Origin of the sequence: Streptosporangium minutum (genome assembly GCF_002149035.1) — a bacterium.
Lineage (GTDB): Bacteria > Actinomycetota > Actinomycetes > Streptosporangiales > Streptosporangiaceae > Streptosporangium > Streptosporangium minutum.
Map to the genome: position 1 here is coordinate 1 of NZ_NGFP01000222.1, position 15,669 is coordinate 15,669.

General features: G+C 71.4%; 15 protein-coding genes and 2 pseudogenes. 8 read left to right on the plus strand and 9 right to left on the minus strand.

Features of this window, described 5'->3' with window-relative positions:
* Nucleotides 1–66 precede the first annotated feature (66 nt).
* The 5 genes from CA984_RS34040 to CA984_RS34060 all read left to right on the plus strand — a co-directional run bounded on the left by CA984_RS34040 (nt 67) and on the right by CA984_RS34060 (nt 6,549).
* The gene (locus CA984_RS34040) at nt 67–1,104 is read left to right on the plus strand and encodes an ABC transporter permease (protein WP_242676326.1); all 1,038 of its coding nucleotides are present in this window, start codon (nt 67–69) and stop codon (nt 1,102–1,104) included.
* A gap of 28 nt (nt 1,105–1,132) precedes the next feature.
* On the plus strand, nt 1,133–1,753 hold the full coding sequence (locus tag CA984_RS46605; protein WP_165781517.1) for a hypothetical protein: 621 nt from the start codon (nt 1,133–1,135) through the stop codon (nt 1,751–1,753).
* Nucleotides 1,754–1,833: 80 nt separating this feature from the next.
* Nucleotides 1,834–2,538 (plus strand): response regulator transcription factor, encoded by a 705-nt coding sequence (locus CA984_RS34050; protein ID WP_086577548.1) that lies wholly within the window; start codon nt 1,834–1,836, stop codon nt 2,536–2,538.
* 259 nt (nt 2,539–2,797) lie between these two features.
* Entirely contained in the window at nt 2,798–4,687 is a 1,890-nt protein-coding gene (locus CA984_RS34055) for a P-loop NTPase family protein (RefSeq protein ID WP_086577549.1), read from the plus strand.
* Nucleotides 4,684–6,549 carry a P-loop NTPase family protein gene (locus tag CA984_RS34060; RefSeq protein ID WP_086577550.1) on the plus strand — a complete coding sequence of 622 codons (1,866 nt, stop codon included), beginning with the start codon at nt 4,684–4,686 and terminating at the stop codon, nt 6,547–6,549. The genes CA984_RS34055 and CA984_RS34060 overlap by 4 nt, the downstream gene beginning before the upstream one ends.
* A gap of 163 nt (nt 6,550–6,712) precedes the next feature.
* Here CA984_RS34060 and CA984_RS34065 read toward each other — a convergent pair whose 3' ends face one another.
* Both CA984_RS34065 and CA984_RS34070 read right to left on the minus strand, forming a co-directional pair.
* Nucleotides 6,713–7,915 (minus strand): cytochrome P450, encoded by a 1,203-nt coding sequence (locus tag CA984_RS34065; RefSeq protein ID WP_086577551.1) that lies wholly within the window; start codon nt 7,913–7,915, stop codon nt 6,713–6,715.
* 101 nt (nt 7,916–8,016) lie between these two features.
* Nucleotides 8,017–8,604, minus strand: coding sequence for a TetR/AcrR family transcriptional regulator (locus CA984_RS34070; protein WP_108724656.1), 588 nt, complete (start codon nt 8,602–8,604; stop codon nt 8,017–8,019).
* 208 nt (nt 8,605–8,812) lie between these two features.
* Between CA984_RS34070 and CA984_RS46610 the strand changes: the two genes are divergently transcribed.
* Nucleotides 8,813–8,983: a hypothetical protein gene (locus CA984_RS46610; protein WP_156056480.1), complete on the plus strand. Its 171-nt coding sequence runs from the start codon at nt 8,813–8,815 to the stop codon at nt 8,981–8,983.
* Nucleotides 8,984–9,125: 142 nt separating this feature from the next.
* Here the strand turns inward: CA984_RS46610 and CA984_RS34075 are convergent, their stop codons facing one another.
* Nucleotides 9,126–9,551 carry a hypothetical protein gene (locus CA984_RS34075; protein WP_133061856.1) on the minus strand — a complete coding sequence of 142 codons (426 nt, stop codon included), beginning with the start codon at nt 9,549–9,551 and terminating at the stop codon, nt 9,126–9,128.
* A 367-nt stretch (nt 9,552–9,918) separates the two neighbouring features.
* Between CA984_RS34075 and CA984_RS34085 the strand changes: the two genes are divergently transcribed.
* Nucleotides 9,919–10,530, plus strand: a complete 612-nt coding sequence (locus CA984_RS34085) for a TetR/AcrR family transcriptional regulator (RefSeq protein WP_086577555.1) — start codon at nt 9,919–9,921, stop codon at nt 10,528–10,530.
* Nucleotides 10,531–10,989: 459 nt separating this feature from the next.
* On the opposite strand, the pseudogene CA984_RS49090 reads toward CA984_RS34085, so the two are convergent.
* The 3 genes and pseudogenes from CA984_RS49090 to CA984_RS34100 form a co-directional block, all read right to left on the minus strand.
* Nucleotides 10,990–11,826 (minus strand): annotated as a pseudogene (locus tag CA984_RS49090) (RNA polymerase sigma factor); the annotation flags it as partial.
* Nucleotides 11,823–12,161: a YciI family protein gene (locus CA984_RS34095; RefSeq protein WP_086577556.1), complete on the minus strand. Its 339-nt coding sequence runs from the start codon at nt 12,159–12,161 to the stop codon at nt 11,823–11,825. The pseudogene CA984_RS49090 and the gene CA984_RS34095, both read right to left, overlap by 4 nt.
* A gap of 7 nt (nt 12,162–12,168) precedes the next feature.
* A complete protein-coding gene (locus CA984_RS34100; protein WP_086577557.1) occupies nt 12,169–12,537 on the minus strand; it encodes a YciI family protein in 369 nt (122 codons plus the stop codon).
* Nucleotides 12,538–12,809: 272 nt separating this feature from the next.
* Here CA984_RS34100 and pip point away from each other — a divergent pair, with 272 nt between their 5' ends.
* Nucleotides 12,810–13,769 carry a prolyl aminopeptidase gene (gene pip / locus CA984_RS34105; RefSeq protein WP_086577558.1) on the plus strand — a complete coding sequence of 320 codons (960 nt, stop codon included), beginning with the start codon at nt 12,810–12,812 and terminating at the stop codon, nt 13,767–13,769.
* A 371-nt stretch (nt 13,770–14,140) separates the two neighbouring features.
* Here pip and CA984_RS34110 read toward each other — a convergent pair whose 3' ends face one another.
* The 3 genes and pseudogenes from CA984_RS34110 to CA984_RS34120 form a co-directional block, all read right to left on the minus strand.
* Complete coding sequence (locus CA984_RS34110) at nt 14,141–14,596, minus strand: HEPN domain-containing protein (protein ID WP_086577559.1); 456 nt, start codon at nt 14,594–14,596, stop codon at nt 14,141–14,143.
* Entirely contained in the window at nt 14,593–15,201 is a 609-nt protein-coding gene (locus CA984_RS34115) for a helix-turn-helix domain-containing protein (protein ID WP_086577560.1), read from the minus strand. Before CA984_RS34115 ends, CA984_RS34110 begins: the two co-directional genes overlap by 4 nt.
* Before the next feature lie 196 nt (nt 15,202–15,397).
* A pseudogene (locus tag CA984_RS34120) lies at nt 15,398–15,669 on the minus strand (IS110 family transposase); the annotation flags it as partial.

Below are 15,669 nucleotides of genomic sequence, written 5' to 3' on the forward strand. Positions count from 1 at the left end.
GCTCGTGACGGGCTTGTTCGTCGCCTCGAAATAGCTCGGATAGGTGCCGACGAGCTGGGAGATCGTGTGGCTCGCCCCCTCGTACACGGCGGTGGCCAGGCCGGTGGGCCGCGCACGCAGGCCAGGCAGCTCACGCTGGAGGACGCCAGGGCGCTGGCCGACCGGGAGCAGGCGCCGTCGGTCAGGAGCGTGTCCCCGGTGGTGACCGCGTCCTCGGCCACCGCCGTGTACGAGGGGGCGAGCCACACGATCTCCCAGCTCGTCGGCACCTATCCGAGCTATTTCGAGGCGACGAACAAGCCCGTCACGAGCGGCGCCTACTTCGTCAACGACGACGTGCTCGCCGCCCGGAAGGTCATGGTGATCGGGCGGACCGTGGCCGAGGAGCTGTTCGGCGCGGCGGATCCCGTCGGCCGGCAGGTCGGCGTCTCCGGAGTGCCGTTCACGGTGGTCGGGGTGCTCAAGGAGCTGGGCTCCTCGGGGATGCAGGACGCCGACGACGTCGCGATCGTGCCGCTGCCCGCCGTACAGCAGAGCCTGACCGGGTTCGGCGCGCTCGGCTCGATCATCGTGCAGGCGACCGGCGCCGACACGACGGAGTCGGCCCAGGCTGAGGTGACGGCCGTCCTGAACCAGCGGCACGACATCACCCCCACGGGCACCGCCGACTACCGCATCCTGAACCAGGCCACCCTCCAGGAGACCGTCAGCTCGACCATCGGCGTCTTCACCGCCCTGCTCGGCGCGGTCGCCGCGATCTCCCTGCTGGTCGGCGGGATCGGCATCACCAACATCATGCTGGTCACCGTCACCGAACGGACCAGGGAGATCGGCATCAGGAAGGCCATCGGGGCGCCCAGGAGCGCCATCCTCGGCCAGTTCCTGCTGGAGGCGACGGTGCTGAGCCTGGTGGGCGGCCTGTCGGGCGTGGCGATCGCGTTCGTCGGCACCCGGTTCACGATCGCGGGCATCGAGCCCGTGATCGTGCCGTCCTCGATCGCGCTGGCCCTCGGCGTCTCGGTGGGCATCGGGCTGTTCTTCGGCAGCTACCCGGCCAACCGGGCGGCCAAGCTCCGCCCCATCCAGGCCCTGCGCCACGAGTGACCTTCACGGCTTACGCAAGGAGACAGACATGGGCGGCAACGCGGATGAGACGGCCCCGGCCGGGAAGTCGCTGGAGACCTCCCCTTTCACGGGTGACCTGGAGGATGAGCTGACGGTCCGGCCGCGGCGCGGCTTCTCCACGCTCACGCTGGTGCTCGGCGCGGGCGTGATGCTCGTCGCCGGGGTGGTGGTGGGCATCCAGGCGCAGAAGGCGCTGGGCGTCCCGGCGGCGGACGCCCCGGGCGCGGCCGTCCGCCAGGGTGCGGGCCCCGGCGGGTACGGGGGCGGGCCCGGCGGCTACGGAGGGTTCGGTGGCAGGCAGCAGGGCGGCCAAGGCGGTCAGGGCGGCCAAGGCGGCCAAGGCGGCCAAGGCGGCCAAGGCGGCCAGGGTGGTCAAGGTGGTCAAGGTGGTCCGGGCGGGGCGGCCTTCGGCACGGTGGAGCGGGTGGACGGCGGGAAGGTCTACGTCAAGACCATGGACGGGTCCGTCGTCACCGTGAACACCAGCGGCGAGACGGTCGTGCGGATCTCCAAGGAGGGCGAGGTCGCCGACCTCAAGCCCGGCGGCACGGTGGTCGTCCAGGGGCCCCGGGGCGAGGACGGTTCGATCACCGCGACCGCGATCAGCGAGGGGGGTGGCCGCCGGTGACGGTCCCGTCCGCGGGAAACGTTTTCTCAGGAAACGTTCAGCCGGAGCTGAGCTGTGTTCCAGCAGGGTGAGCAAGCCTCATGAATGTGCTGGAGAGAGTCGAGGCCAGGTTGCTGGTCGTGGACGACGAGCCGAACATCCGCGAGTTGCTCTCGGCCAGCCTGCGCAGGTCCGGGTTCGAGGTGGTGACCGCGGCGGACGGGCGGGAGGCCGTGCACTTCGCGGAGCGGGTCCGTCCGGATCTCGTCGTGCTGGACGTGATGCTGCCCGACATGGACGGCTTCACGGTCGCGGGGCGGTTGCGGGAGATGGGCGGGCAGATGCCGGTGGTCTTCCTGACCGCGCGGGACGCGACCGACGACAAGGTCGCGGGTCTGCGCGTGGCCGACGACTACGTGACCAAGCCGTTCAGCCTGGAGGAGGTCCTCGCCCGGATCCGGGCGGTGCTGCGCCGTACGCGAGGAGACCTGGACCTGCCCTCCCGCCTCCAGGTCGGCGACCTGGAACTGGACGAGGAGGCGCACCAGGTGTGGCGCTCGGGCGCGCCGGTACGGCTGTCGCCCACCGAGTTCAAGCTGCTGCACTACTTCATGGTCAACACCGGCAGGGTGCTCTCCAAGGCGCAGATCCTCGATCATGTCTGGAACTATGACTTCGGCGGCGACGCCGGGGTCGTCGAGTCCTACGTCTCCTACCTCCGCCGGAAGGTCGACATTACTGAGCCGCGACTCATTCACACCCTGCGTGGCGTGGGATATGTCCTGCGGTTACCGCGCGGTGATTGAATTTTCAGCGAACACTCAGCTCCGTCTGACCTGACCCTGAGCTTCGATTGCTCAAATGGGCAGCGCATGACCCCCGATCACCCGCGGTCGCGTGGTGGGTTCGGGCTCGCCTCCAGCTGCGGGGGAGACGAGTTCGGTACGGCCCCCCACGTGTGACGCGGGGCAGGCCCCATCGCTCTACCGAGTTCGCCCCCGTGACCCGGTCGAGCGGTGGGGCAAAATCACGTCTAGAGGCCTTCCTCGCGGGAAGGACGCTCCTATGAACGGGAGCGACGGTCTGCTTGAGGCGCTGCGAGAGCTACGGCGCCACCTCGGCCTCGACCTGTTCCCGCTCGTGGCCGGCGACGTCGGGAGCGACCGCCGGGCGCTGCGCGAGCTGACCGGCCAGCTCGACGACTACCTGATCCCGCGCCTGAGCGCGATCGACGCCCCGCTGCTGGCCGTCGTCGGCGGCTCCACCGGAGCGGGGAAGTCGACCCTGGTGAACTCCCTCGTCGGCGCCGACGTCTCCGAGCCCGGCGTCCTGCGGCCCACCACGCTGGCCCCCACCCTGGTCACCAGCCCCGCCGACCGCGACTGGTTCACCGCCCAGCACGTCCTGCCCGGCCTTCCCCGCGTCACGGGAGAGAGCCGCGGCGAGCCGGGCACGCTCCGGGTGGTCACCGTCCCCGCGCTCCCGCCCGGACTGGCCCTGCTCGACGCGCCGGACATCGACTCGGTCGTCACCGCCAACCGCGAGCTGGCCGCCCAGCTCCTCGCCGCCGCCGACCTCTGGCTGTTCACCACCACCGCGGCCCGCTACGCCGACGAGGTGCCGTGGGGCTTCCTGCGCTCGGCCAGGGAGCGGAGCACGGCTCTGGCCGTCATCCTGTCCCGGGTCCCGCCGGAGGCCCTGGGCGTGGTGAAGAGGGACCTGACCCGGCTGCTGGAGGCCAACGGGCTGGGCGGGACCCGCCTGTTCGAGGTGCCGGAGCTGGTGCTGCCCGAGGAGAACGCCCGGTTGCCGCGCTCGGCGGTCGAGCCGGTCGCCGACTGGCTGACCGGCATCGCGGCCGACTCCCAGGCCCGCGCCGCCGTGGTGCGCCAGACCCTGTCCGGCGCGCTGGAGAGCCTCGCCGTCCGCGTCCCCGCCCTCGCCGACGCGGTGGACCGCCAGCACGCCGTGGCCGCCGAGCTGCGCGCGATGACGGACGCCGCCTACGCCGGGGGACTGGCCTCCTTCGACGAGGGCATGCTGGACGGGTCGCTGCTCCGGGGCGAGGTGCTGGCCCGATGGCAGGACTTCATCGGGACCGGCGACCTGATGCGCTCCCTGGAGGACCGGGTGGGACGGTTCAGGGACCGTCTGGTGGCCATGTTCACCGGCCGCCCCGCGCCGGAGAGCGAGCTGCGGGTCGCGCTGGAGAGCGGGGTGGAGGCGCTGATCAGGGCCTCGGCCGACGGCGCCGCCGAACGCGTGCTGGAGTCGTGGTCGTCGCACCCCTCGGGCCGCGCCCTGCTTCAGGAGACCGGGGTCGCCGAGGCCGGGCGGCTCGGCAGGGCCTCGGCCGACCTGCCCGCGAAGGCGGAGGCGGCGGTGCGGGGCTGGCAGGGATACGTGCTCGGCCTGGTCCGCGAGGAGGGCGCCGACCGGCGGACCACGGCCCGGCTCACCTCCTACGGGGTGAACGGCGCGGGGCTGCTGCTGATGCTCGCGGTGTTCGCCTCCACCGGCGGCCTGACCGGCATCGAGCTCGGCATCGCCGGAGGCACCAGCGTGTTGAGCCAGAAACTCCTGGAGGCCGTCTTCGGCGACCAGGCCGTCCGCACCCTCACCATCAAGGCCCGCACCGACCTGCGGGCCCGCGTCTCCGTGCTGCTGGGCGGGGAGGCCACCCGCTTCACCTCCCTTCTCGACGCCGTCCAGCCCCCCGAGAACGCCGCCCCCGCCCTCCGGGCCGCCGCGCACGCCGTACGGGACCACCAGCGGGAGATCCCGCCGGCCGGCCGTCCGGCCGTGCCTCCGGAGGGGGAGCGTCCGGGGCGGCTCCCCGCCACACCGGTCAGGCTCACGCTCCCGGCCGGCGGCGCGGACACCACGCCGGATCCGCTCGATCAGCCCACGGACGCCGTCCCCCGCGGGACCGACAGGGAGAGGGGGGAGAGGTGAAGCTGCTGAAGCGGCGCAGGAACGCGGTCTCCCTGGACAGCCGGCTGGAGGGCCTGGCGGAGGCCGCCGACCTCGCCGACGGGCGGCTGGACGCCGACGCGGTGGCCGGGGCGCGTTCCGTGGTCTCCCGCGCCGGGGTACGGCGGAGCCTGTCGATCGACCACACCGCGGTCGCGCTGGCCGGCGCCACCGGCAGCGGCAAGTCCTCCCTGTTCAACCTGCTGTCCGGCACCGCCCTCGCCACGGTGGGGGTCACCCGCCCGACCACCTCGACCGCCCAGGCCGCCCTCTGGCGGGGCGCGGGGGCCGGGCCGCTGCTCGACTGGCTGGACATCCCCCGCCGTCACGAGGTGTCGCCCGCCGGTGCCTGGTCCGGGCCGGAGGCCCCGGCCGGCCGGGGCGTGGCCGTCGCCTCCGGGCAGGGAGCCCGGACGGGCGACGACGCGGGCGGGCCGGAAGGGCGGGGAGCGGTCGTCGCCCCCGGCCTGGACGGCTGGACGGAGGGCGACGCGGCCGGGTTGATCCTGCTCGACCTGCCCGACCACGACTCGATCGAGTCGGCGCACCGGCTGGAGGTGGACCGGCTCGTGGAGCTGGTCGACCTGCTGGTGTGGGTGCTCGACCCGCAGAAGTACGCCGACGCGGCCGTGCACGAGCGGTATCTCCGGCCGCTGGCCCGGCACCGGGACGTCATGGTCGTCGTCCTCAACCAGGTCGACCGGCTGACCCCGGCCGCCGCCGAGCGGTGCCTGAAGGATCTGCGGAGGCTGCTCGACGAGGACGGGCTGGCCGGGGTGCCGCTGGTCGGCGTCTCGGCGCGCACCGGGGCCGGGCTCCCCGAGCTGGGTTCCCTGCTCGCCTCCCGGGTCGCCGACCGGCGGTCCTGGGCGGCCCGCCTGGCCGCCGACGTCGGCACGGCCGCCGACAGGCTCGTCAGGGCGTCCGCCGGTGCGGGCGCCCTCACCGGCGGCTCGGCCGGTTCCAGCCCGGGAGCGGGCGCCCCTCCAGGCGCCGGGGCGCGTTCCGGCTCCGACGCGGTCGCGACGGTGGCGGCGCCGGAGGTGTCCGTGGACGGGCTCGCCGGGCCGCTGACCGATGCGCTGTCGGAGGCGGCCGGGGTGCCGACCGTCGTCGAGGCCGTGGCCAAGGCCCACCGGCACCGGTCGGTCGCCGCCACCGGCTGGCCGCTGACCCGGTGGATCCGCAGGTTCCGGCCCGACCCGCTCCGCCGGCTCCGGCTGAGCACCCCGGGGGCGCGGAGCTCCGGCGGACCCGTGGGCCGCACCTCGATCCCCGTCACGACCGTCGTGCAGCGCTCCCGGATGGACACCGCGATCCGTGAGGCCGCCGGGGCCGCCTCGGCGGGGCTGCCCGCGCCGTGGGCGGCGGCCGTACGGCAGGCGGCCCGCTCGCACGGCGACGAGCTGGAGGACGGCCTCGACCGGGCCGTGGCCGCCACGTCGCTCGGTCCGGTCAGGCGGCCCGTGTGGTGGCGGGTGGCCGGGCTGGCGCAGTGGGTGCTGTTCGCCGCGATGCTGGCGGGCGCGCTGTGGCTGATCGGCCTGCTCGGGATGGACTACCTCCGGCTTCCGCAGCCGTACCTGCCGACCGCCGGTGAGCTGCCCTGGCCGACCCTGCTGCTGACCGGCGGGATCCTGCTCGGGCTGTTGGTCGCGCTGCTCTCCCGGGTGGCCGCCTGGCTGGGCGGCCGGCGGCGGGCGCGCGGGGCGGCCAGGGCGCTGCGCGCGAGCATCGGCCAGGTCGCCCGCGAGCTGGTGCTGGAGCCCGTGGCCGGGGAGCTGTCCCGCTACCGCCGCTTCACCGAGGCGGTCACGGTGGCCCGGAACGGCGACGGCGGCTGAGCCCCGCCGCATCCCCGGACCCCGTGGTGGGCGGAGTCGGGGTGCGGGCCTGCGGGACCGGGTCCCCCTCGGATCGCACCGGTGGGCGGCGGGGCCGGGGTGCGGGCCTGACGGAACGGGTCCTCCGGATCCGCCGGCGGTGGCGGAGCCGGGGGACGCGGGTCTAACGGAAGCGGACCGGCATGTGCTTGATGCCGTTGATGAAGTCGGAGCGCATACGGCGGACCGGGCCGGCGAGCTCGGCCGACGGGAAGCGGCGGAGCAGCTCCCGGATCATGCACCTGATCTCCAGGCGGGCCAGCCCCGCGCCCAGGCAGTAGTGGGGCCCGCCGCCGCCGAAGGTCACGTGGTCGTTGGGGGTGCGGCGGATGTCGAAGGTCAGGGGGTCGGTGAAGACGTCCTCGTCGTGGTTGGCCGACATGTAGAACGTGACCACTTTCTCGCCCTCGGCGATGCTCTGCCCGCGGATCTCGGTGTCCCGCGTCGCCGTACGGCGGAAGTTGTGGATCGACGATCCCCAGCGCAGGAACTCCTCGGTCGCCGAGCGCCACAGGACCTCGTCGTCCAGGTTGGCGGCCAGGTCGCGGTAGGTGTCCGGGCGTTCGATCAGCGCGAGCATGGCGTGGGAGATCAGGTTGCGGGTCGTCTCGTTCCCCGCCACGCAGAGCACCACGAAGAACGCGTCGATCTCGTCGCGGCTGAGCCGGTCACCGTCGATCTCGGCCTGGACGAGAGCGGTGATGATGTCGTCGCGGGGAGCCTTGCGCCGCTCCTCGACCAGTCCGTCGCAGTAGCCGAAGATCTCGGCGGCGGCGATCTCGCCGTCCTCGGGGGTGGTGCGGAAGTCGGGGTCCTGGAAGCCCACCATGCGGTTGGACCACTCGAAGATCAGATGGTGGTCCCGCTCGGGGACGCCGAGCATCTCGCAGATCATCTGCAGCGGGATGTGCTCGGCGACGTCCGTGACGAACTCGACCTCGCCGTCCTTCTCGGTGACCCGGTCGGCGATCCGCTCGCAGCGGGCCTGGACGGTCGCGGCCAGCTTGGCGATCATCCGCGGCGTGAACCCGGCGCTGACCAGCCTGCGGTAGCGGGTCTGCTTGGGCGGGTCCATGTTGAGCAGCATCAGGCTCGCGACGTCGATGAACTCCTGTGTCTGGGTGCGGATGAACGCGGTGCCGATCTCGGTGGACCAGATGTGCGGGTCACGGCTGACCGCTTTCACGTCGTCGTATTTCGTGACGGCCCAGAATCCGGTGTCGCCGGGCACCTCGTGCCAGTGGACGGGCGCCTCGCGGCGCAGGTAGGCGAGCTGCCGGTGCGGGACTTCCCGCTCCCAGGTCTCCTCAAGCAGGTTGATCTGCATCTTGTGGGCTCCCTTTCGGCGCGTGTTCGGGGAGTGCGTCGCGGTACGGCCCGGCCCGGTGGGACGGGTCCCCACGGAACGTGCTCCGCGGGGACCCGGCCCTACAGGCCGAGCAGGTCTCGCAGGCTTTCGACGACGGCCCGCGACTCGACCGCGGGGGGATCCAGCCGGTGCTGGATCGCGCAGCCGATGAGCACACCCAGCACCGCGACCGCGGTGTGCTCGGGTGATCTTCGGAGGGACACCCCCGCCAGCTCGGCCCAGTCGGTCAGGCCGTCGGCCAGCAGGGAGCGGATGCCGGCGTACCGCCTGGCGAGGGGTCCGCCGATGTGGGGATCGCGCGCGCCGTGCAGCCACAGCTCCATCTCCAGCAGGAGCCATGACGCACCGCGATTCCCGTCGGTGATCGCTTCGTACACCGCGGCCAGCCGGTCGTCGAGTTCGGTCATCTCCCCGAACCCGGCGAGCAGGTCGGTCGCGGCCTGGTCCTTCCACACTTCCAGCAGGGCCAGCAGCAGGCCTTCCTTGCCGCCGAAGTGGTTGTAGAGGGCGCCGGTCGTGCGGTCCGCGGCGGCGCTGACGGCCTCGGCGGACACCGCGTGGAACCCTTTCCTGGCGAACAGGTCGGAGGCGGCGTCGATCAGCCGGGCCCGGGTGTCGGCCCTGCGCTGATCCTGCGTCCTCGTCACTTCCGCCTTCAGGAAATATCAGGGTTCCTATATATGTTCACTTCCCGATATTTCCTGGCATCGGATTTCCCGTCAAGAGCTCCCGGTGAGACGATCGCCTTCGCCTGACGGGGGCCGTGCGGCGCCGTCGGGAACCGACGGGGCCATGCGGCACGGTCGGGACCTGACGGGGCCGTGCGGCGCCGTCGAGAAGTCGACAAGGAGAATCGTGAACCGCAGGACCCTCGATATCGCCGTCCCCCTGGTCTTCGCCGCCGCCATGGCGGTGGCCGTCATCGTCGTCGGAGCCGATGGGACGGCCGTCCGGGTGGTGGCCGTGGTGGGCGGCATGGGGATCGCGCTGTACTACGCCGCGCTCCGCAAGAACATCAACCAGTAGGACGCCCGGAGGGCCGGGCCGGGGCTTCCCGGTGCGGCCCGCACCGGTGCCTCACCGGGAATCCGGCCGGCCGTGGACGGGCCGGTCGGCCGTGGACGGGCCGGTCGGCTGTGGACGGATCGGCCGGCTGTGGGCGGGCCGGTCAGCCGCCCTGGGTGTAGATGGTCTTCCACCGCGAGCACCACCCGGTCGGCCGGGAGGAGTTGCCCCGGCAGGCCTTCGCCTTGATCTGCAGGACCCCGCCGACGTTCTTGCGGAACGATCCCTTGCCCGGGACGCAGTTGTAGTAGGACGCCGTGTGCCACCGCCCGTTCTGCGCGCTCAGGTAGCGCACGTGGACCCACGAGCAGCCCGAACCCCGGGTGTCCTCCAGCGTGCCGTACACGACGAAACCCGACTGGCCGGCGGCGACCTTGCCCCGGGCCTCGGCGTGGCCGTCGCCGGAGTAGATGGGGCCCCATCTCCAGACGGAGGGGTCGGCGGTGGCGGCCGAGGCCGTGGTCGAGCCGCCGAGGGTGAGCGCCGCGGCGGCGGTCAGGCCGAGCAGGACGCGGAGACCGGTACGCATGGAGAGAAGCTCCAGACACATAAGCGTTTTCATGACATGTCGATAGATATGCCTTCGCACTTGCAGAACACTTGGAGGTCAACGGCTTGCCGGTCCCCGGAACCGTTCGGCGGCGCGACGGCACGGTCGTCGAGTGCGCACTTGTATGGCCGAGCCCCCGCGAAACCGTCCGCGCGCGCGCACTTGTATGGCCGAGCGCCCGCGAAACCGTCCGGGCGCGCGCCTTCGCGCGCGTCTCCCGCGAGTTCACCGGAAGCCGCGGCGGTTCCTCCGCGGTCCCCGACACGATCTGAACCTCAGCCCCGCACTAATGGGATCTGAGATCCGTTAAGCTGGTCGGAGGATCGAACACGTCAGGAGCGTCACTGTGGATGTGTCACCCGGAACCCTCCGGCCCGGCGGCCGTACCGCCAGGGTCCGCGAAGCCGTGCTCGAGGCCACCCAGGACGCGCTCGGGGAGCACGGGTTCCACGGCCTCACCATGGATCAGATCGCCGACCGGGCCGGTGTCGGCAAGACCACCGTCTACCGGCGCTGGGGCGGGCCGATCGGGCTGATCACCGATCTCATGGCGGACCTGGCCGACCGGTCGGTGGCCCATGCGGACACCGGCGACCTTGAGGCCGACCTGTTGGAGAACGCCACGAGCGTGCTCGACGCGCTCACCGCCCCGCGGCTCGGGGCGACGCTCCAAGCGATGATCGCGGCAGCGACCTGCGACGACGCCGCGGCCGCGGCGCTCCACCAGTTCTACGCGCGGCGCATCGGCGAATGGGCCCGCCGGGTCGACCTCGCCGTTCACCGGGGAGAACTACCCCCCGGCACCGACTCCGCCGACGTCATCCGGGCCATCTCCGCGCCGCTGTACTACCGCGCGGTCGTCAGCCGGGAGCCGATCGACTCCCGCGTCGCCGCGCGGGCCGTCGCCGTGGTGCTCGCCGCTGCCCGAGCCGGCGCCTTCGTCGACGACGGTGGCTGATCGGTCCTTACGCCCTTCGTCCTTACGCCCTTCGTCCTTGCTCCGGAGCCGCTGTCGCTCCAGCCTGCCTGCCCTGTCCCGCAGGTAGCGCTGTTCGGGGAGGCTCGTGGTGCGCCGGGCCGCCAGCCGGTAGTTCTCCCGCGCGGCGGCGTACTCGCCGGCCAGCTCCTGGAGGTGGGCGCGCACGGCGTGGAGGCGGTGGTGGCGGGCGATCCGAGGGTCGTCGTCCAGGCTTTGCAGCAGTTCGAGTCCGGCCCGGGGCCCGCGGGTCATCGCGACCGCGACGGCGTGATTGAGCGTGACCATGGGGTTCGGCGCGATCCGGGCGAGGATCCCGTACAGGATGCGGATCTGTTCCCAGTCGGTGTCCTCGGCCCGCGGCGCCTGGACGTGCAGCGCGGCGATCGCCGCCTGGAGCTGGTAAGGGCCGAGGGGCGAGGCGGACATGGCGTCGGTGACCAGCGCCGCGCCCTCCTCGATCATGGAGGCGTCCCACCGGTCGCGGTCCTGCTCGGCCAGTGGCACGAGGGCGCCGTCCGGGCCGGTGCGGGCCGCGCGGCGGGCATCGGTCAGCAGCATCAGCGCCAGCAGCCCGGCCACTTCACCGTCATCCGGCAAGGACCGGTGGACCATACGGGTGAGCCGGATCGCCTCCGCGGTGAGGTCGCCGCGGTGCAGGTCGGGCCCGGAGCTGGCGGTGTAGCCCTCATTGAAGATCAGGTAGAGCACGTGCAGGACGGCGTCCAGCAGTTCGGCCCGCTCCTGCGGCGGCGGCATCGCGAACGACGCACCGGCGGTCCTGATCCGCTGCTTGGCGCGGCTGATCCGCGGCGCCATGGTGGCCTCCGGCACCAGGAACGCCCGCGCCACCTCGGCGGTGGTGAGCCCTCCGACGGCGCGCAGCGTGAGCGCCACCTGAGAGGCGGGCGTCAGCGCCGGGTGGCAGCACAGGAACAGCAGCGCGAGCGTGTCGTCCTGGTCGCCCGGCCCTGCCCCGCCGGGGGCCGGGGCGAGGACGGCGTCCGGCGCCCCCCGCACCGCCGCGGTGACCTCCCGGCGGCGGCGCGCCTGCTCGCTGCGTATCTGGTCGACCAGTCGGCGGGAGGCGACGGTGACCAGCCAGGCACGCGGGTTCTCCGGGACGCCCTCGGCGGGCCACTGCGTCGCCGCGGCGAGCAACGCCTCCTGCACCGCGTCCTCGCACTCCTCGAACCCGCCGTAGCGGCGCAGGAGCACGCCGAGGACCTGCGGCGCCAGCTCGCGCAGCAGGTCCCCGAGATGTTCGGTCGTGCTCACATCTCCATCCCGGCCGAGTCCATCAGCGGCCGCACCTCCACGGCGCCGACCTGACCGCCCGCTATCAGGGCGGCCAGGTCCACGGCGCGCTCGCGGCTCTCGCAGTCCACCACGTACTGGCCGGCGACATGATGCGGGGTCTGCGGGTACGGGCCCTCGGTCACGGTCACCACGCCGTCCCGAGCCCGTACGACGGCGCTGATGGACGGATCGGCGAACATGTGAGCGCTGATCAGTTCCCCTGCCCGCCCCGCCACGGCCAGGAACTCCTCATGGTCGAGCCCTTCCCCCGGCAGATCCGCCGCGTTCCGGTAGAGATTCAGCAGGAACTTCACCGCGTGCTCAGTCGTCGGCCGTGCCCGTGTAGAGCACGGGCCGCACCTCGATGCCGAGGCCCTCGACGCCGGCGTCCGGGATGAGCGCGGCCAGCTCCAGGGCGCGCTCCCGGCTGTCGCATTCCACCAGGTAGTAGCCGCCGAGGTACTCCTTGGCCTCAAGGTAGGGGCCGTCCGTCACCGCCGGGACGCCGCCCCGGACCCTGACCACGGCGCTCTGCGACGGGTCGGCGAGCGCGGTGGTGCTGATCATCTCCCCGGACTTCTTGACGGTCTCCATGAACGGGCCGTGGCCGCTCATCACCTCGTCGCGCTCCTCCTCGGTCAGCGCGTCCCAGATCTGCGGGTTGCCGTGCATGATCAACATGAACTTCATACGTCGTCTCCTTCACCGGGCGGGCGGCGCCCCCAGGGCGCCGTTCACCATGGAGTCGGAACCGGCGCCGCGTTCTTGCGGTACCGGACCGCGAGAATCTCCCGCCCGCCCCAACTATCTCGCGAAGGGGGGCCTGACCTGGGCGGCCGCTGCGGCCGAGCTCGGCCTGCCCGCGCCCTCGGCGACGCCGTAGAACCGGGGTGGTGGGTCCGGGGGATCCACCCCCATAATGCAACAGCACTGTTGTATTTCATCGACGAAGGGACCATGACATGACCACGATCCACCCGCCGATCGAGCCGTACGATCACGGAATGCTCGACACCGGCGACGGCAACCTCGTCTACTGGGAGGTCTGCGGCAACCCGGACGGCAAGCCCGCCCTCGTCGTCCACGGCGGGCCGGGAGGGGGATGCTCGGCCGGCCACCGCCGCTACTTCGACCCGGAGCGCTACCGGGTCGTCCTGTTCGACCAGCGCAACTGCGGCCGGAGCACGCCGCACGCGAGCGACCCCGCCGCCGACATGAGCCTCAACACCACCGAGCACCTGCTCGCCGACATGGAACGGCTCCGCGAGCACCTCGGCGTCGACCGCTGGCTGCTCTTCGGCGGCTCGTGGGGGTCCACGCTGATCCTCGCCTACGCCGAGCGCCACCCCGAGCGGGTGACGGAGATCGTCATCCGCTCCGTCACCACGACCCGGCGCTCGGAGATCGACTGGCTCTATCGCGGCGTCGGGCAGTTCTTTCCCGAGGAGTGGGAGCGGTTCCGGGACGGTGTCCCCGAGGCCGACCGCGACGGCGACATCGTCGCGGCCTACGCGCGCCTCATGGAGCACCCCGACGCCCAGGTGCGGGAGAAGGCCGCGATCGACTGGTCCACCTGGGAGGACGTGGTGGTCTCCATGGAGCCGAACGGCACGCCGAACCCCTACAGCGACACTCCTCCGGCCGACCTGCTGGCGTTCGTCCGGATCTGCGCGCACTACTTCGCGCACGGCGCGTGGCTGGAGGAAGGCGTCCTGCTGCGTGAGGCCGGCCGCCTGGCCGGGATTCCCGGCGTCCTGATCCACGGCCGCCTCGATCTGAGCGGCCCGGCCAACACCGCCTGGGAGCTCGCCCGCGCCTGGCCCGACGCCGAGTTGATCATCGTCGACGACTCGGGACACATGGGCAGCGACACGATGCGCACGCACATACTCGACGCGATCGACCGGTTCGCCCACCGGTGAGCTGAGATCGGGAACCCGCCGGTGAGAGGAGGTCTCCCCGGGCGCAGGAGCGGTCGCGCACCGGCGCGACGGTGGTTCGCATGAACCGAATTCATCTTCGGTTATATCGAATATCAGCTCTCGGTTACGGGTGGTCGCGCACGGAAAGGTCTGGTCGAAGCCCTGCCTGTTCCGCCGACGCGGGCCGAGGTCACCTCTTGGAGGGGGAGAGAAGCTCTCCAGGCGGGTGACTGGAGAGCTTCGGGCGGCTGAAGGTCAGCCGAACTCGCCGTTCTTCACGCCGCCGACGAAGGCGGCCCACTCTCCCTGACGCGGTTCGCTGATTGGCCTGTCCCGACATGGGGAGATCGCCCCGTGTGTCCTGGTCGGCTTCAGAACAGACTGAGGTGGCTGAGGAGCTTGTCGGCGGCGTCGATGAGCGAGCGTGCGGCCGCTATTGCGCGGTCCGCTTCGACTGTTTCGACGACTTCGTCGGGGAACTCTGGATATTCGAGCTCATTGCGTCTGCGGCGCATGGTGCCGTACGGCTCGAACGTGGAACCGAACTGCCGGATCACGGTCTGCTGGACGGCATAGTGGCCTCCGGAGACGGTGGCGCGTAGTCCTTGTTGCGCCAGCAGGCCGGCGCAGGCGAAGCGTGCCGCATCGTAGGCGAGGGTGTAAGCGGAGTTCGGGTCACCGGTTTTGAGCTCTTCGGCGCTGGCGAGAGTGGTGGTTGCTTTCTCCATCCATCCGGTGCCGTCGGCGGCTTCCCCTCGAACGCGCTGGAGTTCGCCGGAGGCCAGCATCCGCTCGATGTCGGCCTCACCGCGTGTCCAGCGTGTCATGGGTTGAGCTTCTCCGATCGCGTGTGAATGTCGGCGGTCAGGTCGATCACAGGGGCCGACTTGATCTGCCGGATGAGGGCGTCGGCTGTTGTGTCCCAGCGGCGGATCGAGGCGAGGACGGGGTTGACGGGCATGCCGATGCGTTCTTGGGCACGGTCCGCAGCGGCGTAGAGAGCGGCCCGATCGACCTCGCCGACGACAAGTATGTCGATGTCGTGGGGAACAGGTCCTGGGTTTCCCGAATGACGGGCGGCCCAAGAGCCGAAGATGAGCAGGCGTTCAACCCCGGGGATGCCGCTGAACTCCTCGCTGATGATCGTACGAGGCCCGTACATGTAGCTCAGGATCTCGGTCAAGGGCTGGACCAGCGGATGGTCGGGGTTGGCGTGCAGGACGCGGGAGCGTCCGATCTCGGTCACAGTGATCAGTTGTGCTTCGGTGAGGCGGTGGATCTCGGGGTGCAGGGTCGAGGGAGCTACTTGGAGCTCTCTGGCAAGAGAAGCGAGGGTCCAGTTCCGCTGAGGCCGCAGGTAAATGGCAGCGAGCACTTCCGCCTGGGTCTGGGTCCTGAAGACGGGGACGACGGGCGCGACAGTACTTCGCATAAACCGAATATATCTTCGGTTATATCGAATATCAACTCTCGGTTACGGGCGGTAGCACAGGGGAAGATCTGGTCGAAGACCGGCTGTTCCGCCGGCCCGGGCGAAGGTTGCCTCTTGGAGGGCGGAGAGAAGCTCTCCAGACGGGTGACTGGAGAGCTTCGGGCAGCTGGGGTCAGACATCCCTGGACGTTAGATGTCAAGCGGCGAGGTCGTGGTTGCGATGTGACCATGCGGTTGCCTGGTCGTAGGTGGTGTGGGTTTTGAGGCAGCCGTGGAGGATGCCCACCAGGCGGTTGCCGACTTGGCGGAGGGCGGCGTTATGGCTGATGTCGCGGGCTTTGAGCTGGTCGTAGTAGGCGCGGACTTCAGGATCGTGGAGGAGGGCGCAGGAGGCTTGGAGGTGGAGAGCGTCGACGAGCCGGTCGTTGTGGACGAACCGTGCCTGGACGATCTTGGTCTTGCCGGATT

Excerpts from the sequence above, each read along its gene's own strand:
- CA984_RS34050 (WP_086577548.1), top strand. The coding sequence starts at position 1,834 with ATGAATGTGCTGGAGAGAGTCGAGGCCAGGTTGCTGGTCGTGGACGAC.
- CA984_RS34110 (WP_086577559.1), bottom strand. The coding sequence starts at position 14,596 with ATGACACGCTGGACACGCGGTGAGGCCGACATCGAGCGGATGCTGGCC.
- CA984_RS34115 (WP_086577560.1), bottom strand. The coding sequence starts at position 15,201 with ATGCGAAGTACTGTCGCGCCCGTCGTCCCCGTCTTCAGGACCCAGACC.
- pip (WP_086577558.1), top strand. The coding sequence starts at position 12,810 with ATGACCACGATCCACCCGCCGATCGAGCCGTACGATCACGGAATGCTC.
- CA984_RS46605 (WP_165781517.1), top strand. The coding sequence starts at position 1,133 with ATGGGCGGCAACGCGGATGAGACGGCCCCGGCCGGGAAGTCGCTGGAG.
- CA984_RS34100 (WP_086577557.1), bottom strand. The coding sequence starts at position 12,537 with ATGAAGTTCATGTTGATCATGCACGGCAACCCGCAGATCTGGGACGCG.
- CA984_RS34065 (WP_086577551.1), bottom strand. The coding sequence starts at position 7,915 with ATGCAGATCAACCTGCTTGAGGAGACCTGGGAGCGGGAAGTCCCGCAC.
- CA984_RS34055 (WP_086577549.1), top strand. The coding sequence starts at position 2,798 with ATGAACGGGAGCGACGGTCTGCTTGAGGCGCTGCGAGAGCTACGGCGC.
- CA984_RS34075 (WP_133061856.1), bottom strand. The coding sequence starts at position 9,551 with ATGCGTACCGGTCTCCGCGTCCTGCTCGGCCTGACCGCCGCCGCGGCG.